At 55.2% G+C, this 8,145-nt stretch carries 6 protein-coding genes; 2 read left to right on the top strand and 4 right to left on the bottom strand.

The window, feature by feature from the left end; genetic code table 11:
- Positions 1-74: 74 nt before the first annotated feature.
- Both secA and DESHY_RS03945 read right to left on the bottom strand, forming a co-directional pair.
- Positions 75-2,549: a preprotein translocase subunit SecA gene (gene secA / locus DESHY_RS03940; RefSeq protein WP_008410578.1), complete on the bottom strand. Its 2,475-nt coding sequence runs from the start codon at positions 2,547-2,549 to the stop codon at positions 75-77.
- Positions 2,550-2,719: 170 nt separating this feature from the next.
- Complete coding sequence (locus DESHY_RS03945; protein ID WP_008410580.1) at positions 2,720-4,366, bottom strand: Ig-like domain-containing protein; 1,647 nt, start codon at positions 4,364-4,366, stop codon at positions 2,720-2,722.
- 400 nt (positions 4,367-4,766) lie between these two features.
- Between DESHY_RS03945 and DESHY_RS03950 the strand changes: the two genes are divergently transcribed.
- Positions 4,767-5,654: a sensor histidine kinase gene (locus DESHY_RS03950; protein WP_008410583.1), complete on the top strand. Its 888-nt coding sequence runs from the start codon at positions 4,767-4,769 to the stop codon at positions 5,652-5,654.
- Positions 5,655-5,664: 10 nt separating this feature from the next.
- Positions 5,665-6,126, top strand: coding sequence for a hypothetical protein (locus DESHY_RS03955; protein ID WP_008410585.1), 462 nt, complete (start codon positions 5,665-5,667; stop codon positions 6,124-6,126).
- Between the two features lie 83 nt (positions 6,127-6,209).
- Here the strand turns inward: DESHY_RS03955 and DESHY_RS14690 are convergent, their stop codons facing one another.
- Positions 6,210-6,680 carry an SLAP domain-containing protein gene (locus DESHY_RS14690; protein WP_008410587.1) on the bottom strand — a complete coding sequence of 157 codons (471 nt, stop codon included), beginning with the start codon at positions 6,678-6,680 and terminating at the stop codon, positions 6,210-6,212.
- Between the two features lie 74 nt (positions 6,681-6,754).
- A complete protein-coding gene (locus DESHY_RS03960; RefSeq protein ID WP_008410589.1) occupies positions 6,755-7,411 on the bottom strand; it encodes a hypothetical protein in 657 nt (218 codons plus the stop codon).
- Positions 7,412-8,145: the final 734 nt, after the last annotated feature.

The following is an 8,145-nucleotide window of genomic DNA, read 5'->3' on the forward strand; positions in this document are numbered from 1 at the left end:
AGGGTTGCATGGTTTAGGGTTATTATGCTGTTTGCCCTTAGCCGTTATTTATGTTTTAACCGCAATGCAAGCAATCACTGCTTGCCGGATACCGTTAACCGGCAAAGATGGCGCAGCAGGTCTTCCTGCAGGTTGGCAATCATGTGGTTGAACATGCGGTGGGTTTCGTATTTGTATTCCATAAGCGGGTTTTTGTTGCCGTAGGCCCGCAGGCCGATGCCCTGCCGCAGTTGTTCCATGGCGGCAAGGTGTTCCAGCCAGTGCTTATCCACCAGTTGCAGCATCAGCAGGCGCTCTGCTTCACGCAGGGTGTCGCTGCCCAGGGCGGCCTCCCGCTGCCGGTAGAATTCTTCCGCCCGTTCCGCCAGCTCGTCCTGCAAGCCCTGCTTGCCCATCTCCTCCAGGTCGCCGGGCTGCAGGGTATGCCCGGGCAAATAAACCTCGTTGGCGTAGGCCAGCAGGCCCGCCAGATCCCACTCCTCAGGATGAACCCCTTCGGGGCAGTAAAATTCCACCGACCGCTGCACCACGTCCCGGATAATTTGCCGGACGGTGTCAGCCGGTTGCGCGCCCTCCAAAACCTGGCGGCGCTGCCGGTAAATCACCTGGCGCTGCCGGTGCAGCACATCGTCGTATTCCAGCACATGCTTGCGCATATTGAAGTTTTGGCTTTCCAGCCGTTTCTGGGCCGTTTCGATGGCCCGGGTGACCAGGGTTGATTCAATGGGCGCCTCCTCCTCCATGCCCAGGCGTTCCATCAGCCCTGCCACATGGTCGGCGGCAAACAGCCGCAGCAGGTTGTCTTCCAGCGAGAGGAAGAACCGGCTGGATCCCGGGTCGCCCTGGCGGCCGGCGCGGCCCCGCAGCTGGTCATCAATGCGGCGGCTTTCGTGGCGCTCGGTGCCGATAATATGCAGCCCGCCCAGTTGCACCACCTGCTGCCGCTCCGCCTCGCACTGCCCGGTGAATTGTTCCAGCAGGGCCTGGTAGGCTTCCTGGGCCGCCGCACCGGTTAACTGCTGCCGGCGCAGGGCGGTTTGCGCCAGCACCTCCGGGTTGCCGCCCAGCAAAATATCCACCCCCCGGCCGGCCATGTTGGTGGCAATGGTCACCGCCCGCAAGCGGCCCGCCTGGGCAATAATCTCCGCCTCTTGCTCATGGTGCCGGGCATTTAAGACCCGGTGCGGGATGCCCCGGCGCTTCAACAGGGCGCTTATTACTTCCGATTTGGCAATGGAGGTGGTGCCCACCAATACCGGCTGGCCGGTCTGGTGGCGGTTGGCAATTTCCTCCACCACCTGGCGGAACTTGACCGCCTCGGTTTTATAAATCACATCAGGTAAATCCTGGCGGATCATGGGCTTATGGGTGGGGATTTCCACCACCGGCAGGCCGTACACCTGCTGCAGCTCCGCCGCCTCGCTGCGGGCGGTGCCGGTCATGCCCGCCAGCTTTTTATACATGCGGAAATAATTCTGGAAAGTAATGGTGGCCAGGAGACGGGATTCCGGCCTGATGGGCAGCCCCTCCTTGGCTTCTAACGCCTGGTGCAGTCCGTCGCTGAAGCGGCGGCCAAACAACAGGCGGCCGCTGATTTCATCCACAATTACCGCCTGGCCCTCCCGCACCACATAATGCACATTGCGCTGCAGCAAATAACGGGCCTTGAGGGATTGGTTAAGATGGTGATTCAAATTAATATTTGCTTCATCATACAGGTTGTCTAAGCCCAACTGTTCTTCCAGATACGCCACCCCTTCTTCGGTGAGGGTGACGGTGCGGGACTTTTCATCTGTCACATAATGCACGTCCCGGGTTAAGCCGGCCACCAGCTTGTCGGTTTGGTAATATAAATCGCTGGGCTGTTCGGCGCCGCCGGAAATGCCGATGGGCGTGCGGGCGTCATCCAGCAAAATGCAGTCAACCTCGTCCAGCAGGGCAAAATTCAACTGCCGCTGCACCAGCTGGGAGGGCTGCAACACCAGGTGATCCCTTAAATAATCCACCGCAAATTCCTTGTGGGTGCCGTAGGTAATGTCCGCCCCGTAGGCCCGCCGCCGCTGCTCCGGCGGCAGGCCCTGCACCACCAGGCCCACCGACAGCCCCAGGAAACGGTACAGCGGAGCCATCCAGCGGTAATCCCGGTCGGCCAGGTAGTCGTTGACGGTTACCACATGCACCCCCTCGCCGGTAAGGGCGTTAAGGTAAACCGGCAGGGTGGCGGCCAGGGTTTTGCCCTCGCCGGTTTTCATTTCCGCCACCGCCCCCTGGTGCAGGGCCAGGCCGCCCAGCAGCTGCACGTCATAATGGCGCAGGTTCAGCACCCGGCGGGAGGCTTCCCGGCAGACCGCAAAAGCCTGGGGCAAAATATCCTCCAGGCTGCTGCCCTGCTGCAACTTTTGCTTGAATTCTACCGTTTTTTGGGCCAGCTGCTCGTCCGTCAGGCCGGCCATGGCCGGCTCCAGGCCGTTAATATCTTCCACCGTGCGCTGCAGGCGCTTCACGGCACGGGCGTTGTCATCCCACAAGTTTTTTAATATGCCTAACAAGTATGTAACCACCTTTCAGGATACTATGCTTAATTAAGGTTTTTATTGTCAAATGTCATTATAATATATATCACCGGGCATCACCAGTTTAAAATAATTCCATTGCCCGGCGGCAGCAATAAACCTCCCGGCCTGCGGGAGGTTTATTGCCGCTCCTTTGGAAGCGTTAATCAGGGTTTCTCTACCTTCACCCTTATGGTAATGCTTCTGCCGCCGTAACCGGCGGTAACCGTGGTTGAACCGGGGGCAACCAGTTGCAGCTCACCGGCGTTGACGGTCACCACCTTGCTGCGGTTGGAACGCCAGCGGGCCTGCTGGGTAACATCCACCAGCCGGCCGCCGCCGAAATCCGCCAGCAGGGTAAGGCCCGCAGACTGGCCGGGCAAGCCTTTAATATAGGTGCTGTCGGCAGTTAATTTTTTCAGCCGGGCCACCTCAACGGTGCACTGGGCGGTAAAGCCCCCGTCGGCGCTGGTGGCGGTAATCACCGCTGTGCCGGTGCGGCGGGCCTTGAGCAAGCCGTTTTTATCCACCGCCACCACCGCCGGGTTGCTGCTGGCCCAACTGACCGCCGGGTTGCTGGCCTCTGCCGGTTCGATGACAGCGGTTAACCGCACCTGGCTGTTAAGGGGCAGCAGCAGTTCCTGCCGGTCCAGGGTCAGGCCTTGTACCGGAATATGCCGGCCGTCCTGCACGGTTATTTCGCAGGTTACCTGTTTAAAGCCGTAATCAGCCGTTATGACGGCTCTGCCCGGCGCCACCGCTTCCACCTGGCCGCCCTGCACCCGGGCCACCCCTTCGTTAAGGGAAGCCCAAACCGCCTGGCCGGTAATATCCTCAACGGTGCCGTCGGAATAGTCGGCCCGGGCGGTTAAGGCCGCCCTTTGGCCGGGGCTGAGGGTCAGCGCAGCCTGGCTGAGCTGCAGGGTGCCGGTTAAATCCTCCATGGCATGGGCCTCAAAAACAGCGTTAGCCAAATAGGCATAACTCATCCAGCCGTAACCTTGCCGGCCCCAGTCTTTACCCCAGGAATTTATAAATTTAAAGGCGCCGTTGCCGTCTTTGGTGGGATAGTTGTCATCATAGCCCACCAGGCAAATGGCATGGCCGCCGGTAAGATCATGCGGCAACTGCCAATTAATATCCGCCAGGCTGATGACGCCTTCCTGGCTGCCGTAATATTTGCTCCAACCGGCTTCCCAGAACACCAGCGTCCCGGCCAGCACCGGCCCCTGCTGCAGGGCTTGCTTCACCCGCTGCGGGTCAATGCCGCCGTCAGGGTTATAATCTATCGTCCACCAGCTTTTGCTGCGGAAATGATAAGCCCGCTGCAACTGGGCCGGGCCGGGCCGGCTCAGGTAATCATACTCACGGTAAGGAAAACCCTGCAGGGTATCGCAGCCCTGTTGGCTAATCAACTGAAGTGCATCATAAAAGGTGGCGCCGTTATCCCGGCCGCCGTTAATCTGATTATAGATAAAGGCCGGGCTGAATAAATGGCCGGCGCTGTTAAGCCCCCACTGCCGCTCCAGGTTCTCCTGGTAGGACTTGTAGGCATAAGCAACCGCCCAGGCCACACAACTGCCCTGCCGCCCCTGGTCGCCCGGCTCGGGCAGCAGGGCGGTATAATCCACCGCCGCCGGCGGCTGCAGTGAGCGCAGGGTTTTGGCTTCCCGGGCCAGCAGGCGGCTTTTCAAGCCGGCCTCGGGAGAAGGTACACAGTTTAGGGGATAGGGCCCGTCGGCCGCCCGGGCAAGCCCCGGCAGGCCAAGCAATAAGATAATAGTTAACAGCCAGGCCAGTGCTTTCTGCTGCATTAGCAAAACTCCTTTACCCAAATGTGTTTAATGATAAAAATATACCAGCTAATTAACTGGCAGGCATTTTTTTACATTATAACACCGCCCGGAACGGACAAGCAATTGGCTGGCTACAGCTTTTGGCAAATTATGAACAAAAATGTAATATCATATCTTGACATGTTTTGTCGAATTTTGTATGATGACAATAAAGGTGGTGGTTGGTATCATCCAACCAACCATATTGCTGTTGATTAAAGTTTCCGTTGCCCTTTCTTGGCGGTCAGGGTAACGGGTTCAGTAAAGCCTCTGTGGAGGCGCCCCTGCCAAACGGCAGGGGTTTTTAATTTTCTGCCTTGAGAGGTATTTGCTGTTTTTTGTCGAAATACGTAAGTATTTTCATACGGGAGTTAAAGTTATGCCCCACTATAGCCAAAGCAAATCCCGCCAAACCCTTACCAATTTAATTGTGGCTGTGAACATTTTAACATGCGTCTGCATTGTTATTGCTGCCTGGCTCTTACGCATGGACGACCTTACCCGGAACTCCCTGCTGGCGGCCGGCCTGCTGATGCCAAAGCTGCCCCAGGCAGAAAACTTACTGCTGCTGTTAAGCAGCGTGCTGGTACTCACCTCGATTTACTTTTTCTGCCGCTACAACCGTTTAGCCACCCTGGAACAGGAATATATAAAGGAAAAAATGCTGTGCGAAACCGCCCGCAACACAATCCAACTGCTGCGCTGCCACCGGCACGACTTCCTTAATCACATGCAGGTGGTGCTGGGTTACCTGCAGTTGGGCAAACCGGACGCCGCCCAAACATACCTGCTTAACTTAAACCAGGAGCTGCAGGCCATCCGGGAAATCAACCAACCGGACCTGCCGGGCATCGTTGTGCTGCTTTACTCCAAACAACAAGAAGCGCAGCGTCACAATATCCGGCTCACTTTTGAATTAAGAGGCAGCCTCAACCACCTGCAGGTGCGGGAAATTGATTTAACCCGCATCATGGCCAACCTGGTGGATAACGCCATTTATGAGCTGGCCCGCAATCCGTCGGCCGCCTCGAGGCTGATTAATATTATCCTGGAATACATTAACAACCGCCTGTACTTAACGGTTGCCAACACCGGCAGTTTTATTCCCGACACGGCAGCCATATTCAAATACGGGTTTACCACCAAGGGAGAAAGGGGGTCTGGCATCGGCCTATACAATGTAAAAAAAATTGTGGAGAAATACAACGGCCAAATATATGTGGAAAGCGATGAAACCGAAGGCACCTCTTTTACAATTGTAATTTAAGGTGATAAACATGACAGATGTCAGCTATGCGGCAGTCCCCGATGAACTCCGGCTCTCCTTTGGTTTAGTGCAGGCCTTTGTCATATTTTACTTAATGTCCAGGATTGCCGGTGTACATATACCCAACCATACCCTGCTGGCCTTGGCTTTAATCAAATGCTTCCTGAAAGATGCTCTATTGGCCCTGTTTGTCTTTAACATTTTTGTGTATTACCTGCTGTTTACCGTTATTAATACACTGTTTGTGGGCCTGGCCGCCCGGCAAAATTATTATCAAATTTTTGTCAGCGCGGTTATTGTTGACCTGATCTCCCTGTTAACCAAACCCACCGCCGCCCTTATTTTATCCCAAAACAATTTTACGGCAGCCCACAACCTGCCGGCCTACTGGCTGCTTATTAACCTGCCCCAACTGGCAATTTACCTGCTGGTTATTTACGCCTTCGGCAAAAAGCCCTGCCAAACCGGTTAACGGGCCACCGAAGGGTCATACTTAACAAAAAACATCCCGTTTCACCACAGAAGTGGAACGGGATGCTTGTTTTGGGCGGTTGTTTACTTAATCATAACCTTCCAACTGCTTAAATCAAGATCCGGTTTCAGCAGCATGTCGCCGGCAAAAACAAAGGTGTAAGGGCCGGCGGCGCCGGCGGGCAACACAAAACCGTACATGTCAAAAACCCCTTTGGCCACATAGCGGTTTTTCGCATCAATAACAGACACCGGCAGCTTTTCTATGCTCAACTGTTCTTCTTTGCCGTTGCGGAAAATCAGGGTAACGGCCAGCTCGCCGTTTTCCTTTAATTCGGCGCTATAAGGGTGTATATCCCCCCCCCCCTGACTAGTCAACGCGTGGCCATCGCCGGCCTGGTGCCCGTNGCCGTCGTTNATTTGCTTGAAAAAGTCCAGATCCAGCATTAACACGCTGAGGGGCCGGCCATATCTTTTGGCCCGGTTTACTTCTTCCTCCAGCCTTGCCTTCATATACTGGCGGTTATACAGTTTGGTCAATTCGTCCAAATACATGGGTTTGCTTAAAATACGAACAGCCCGGTAGAGGAAAAACCCTCCCAGGATGACAATAATGCCAAAACTTATAATTATGATATTTCTGACATAAAGAATATTTTTAGTGAATTCCTGGCCGGAAATATCCCCCCCCCCCTGACTAGTCGACGCGTGGCCATATCCCCCCCTCGGTGACTAGTCGACGCGTGGCCATCCCACTTGCTTTTTAAATGCTCACCGCAGACCGATTTTTTCTCGGCGTAGGCCTGCTGCCGCAGGGGGTCAGCTACATCGTAACGATCCCGGTTGGTGTAGCTGCTTTCGTCCTCACTGGTAAAGACATAAAAATATTCCAGCGGGGTGCCCGGGGGCTGCCCGAAAACATGTTCCTCCTCCGGGGTGACAAAATAACGGATTTGCGGCCCCTGCAGTTTGGTTTCCACATAGATAAATTTAATATCCTGCTGTTGCAGCAGGGGGGCCATTTGCTTTTTAAAGGCCAGGGTGGCCGGGTGGCGGCGGGAGCTTTGGATATCCAACCCCTGTTTTTTCGCAACCAGCTGCCGATCCAGCCGGACTAACTGCGCTGCCACCTGGGCTGTGGCCTGGGCCCGTAGCCCGACATTTTTGGCCAACAGCTCATAACAGGCGTGGTAAGCTGAATAGCCCAGGGTGGCCAGGGCCACTGCCATAGCGAAAAAGGACACAATAAAAATTTGCACCGGTGACGAAAGCTTGATTTTGCCCATCTTCCCACACGCACTTTCATTATGATTGCTTATATTTTAACAGGTGAAAAATATTTATGACAACGAACAATTCTGAATTATATAACTTAAAAAGGAAATCCCGTGCCGCCGGAGATTTCCTCTTGTTTACCCAGTTATGATTGTCTGCAAGTGATGCAATAAAATACGGTTTTCTTCCTGGCTGCGCACTGCCACCCTGAAATAATAGCTGGTCTAACCCCTGAAGTTGTCACAGTTTCCTGATCAGTATGCCGGCCGGCCCCCGGGGTGGCTTGGAACTGGGCCTGCCGTTAAACCCCCGGCCCCGGAAACCACCCAAAAGGAAATTGCAAGCACCCGGGAGGGGGCCCGAAGGCGGGGCAGGGCAGCCCAAACGGGGGGCAGAGCCAACTCTTCGCCCGGGGGGAAAACCTTTAAAGGGTGTTTTAAATGGAATCCTGGTATCCGGGCAAAAAAGGCCAGGGCCGGGCCGCCCGGGGGCCGGGAAAAAAAAACCCCCCCCCGGGGGGGGAAAAAAAGGCGGGGCACAGTTTGTTTTAAAAAAAATAAAAGGGGCCCCACACACCCCAAAAAATCCCCCCCAGGGGGGCGAAAGCCCGGGGGGGGGGGGGGAAAAAAAAAAATTTTTTTTGTCAAAGGGAGAGGGGAAAAAAAAAAATTATAATATAAACCCCGGGGGGGGGGGGGGGGGCGGCGGGGGGAAAACCAACACTTTTTTCGGGGTGCGGGGGGGA

Origin of the sequence: Desulforamulus hydrothermalis Lam5 = DSM 18033 (genome assembly GCF_000315365.1) — a bacterium.
Classification (GTDB): Bacteria; Bacillota; Desulfotomaculia; order Desulfotomaculales; family Desulfotomaculaceae; genus Desulfotomaculum; species Desulfotomaculum hydrothermale.

Coding starts and splice junctions, on each gene's coding strand:
- DESHY_RS03945 (WP_008410580.1), bottom strand. CDS start 4,366: ATGCAGCAGAAAGCACTGGCCTGGCTGTTAACTATTATCTTATTGCTT.
- DESHY_RS03950 (WP_008410583.1), top strand. CDS start 4,767: ATGCCCCACTATAGCCAAAGCAAATCCCGCCAAACCCTTACCAATTTA.
- DESHY_RS03955 (WP_008410585.1), top strand. CDS start 5,665: ATGACAGATGTCAGCTATGCGGCAGTCCCCGATGAACTCCGGCTCTCC.
- DESHY_RS03960 (WP_008410589.1), bottom strand. CDS start 7,411: ATGGGCAAAATCAAGCTTTCGTCACCGGTGCAAATTTTTATTGTGTCC.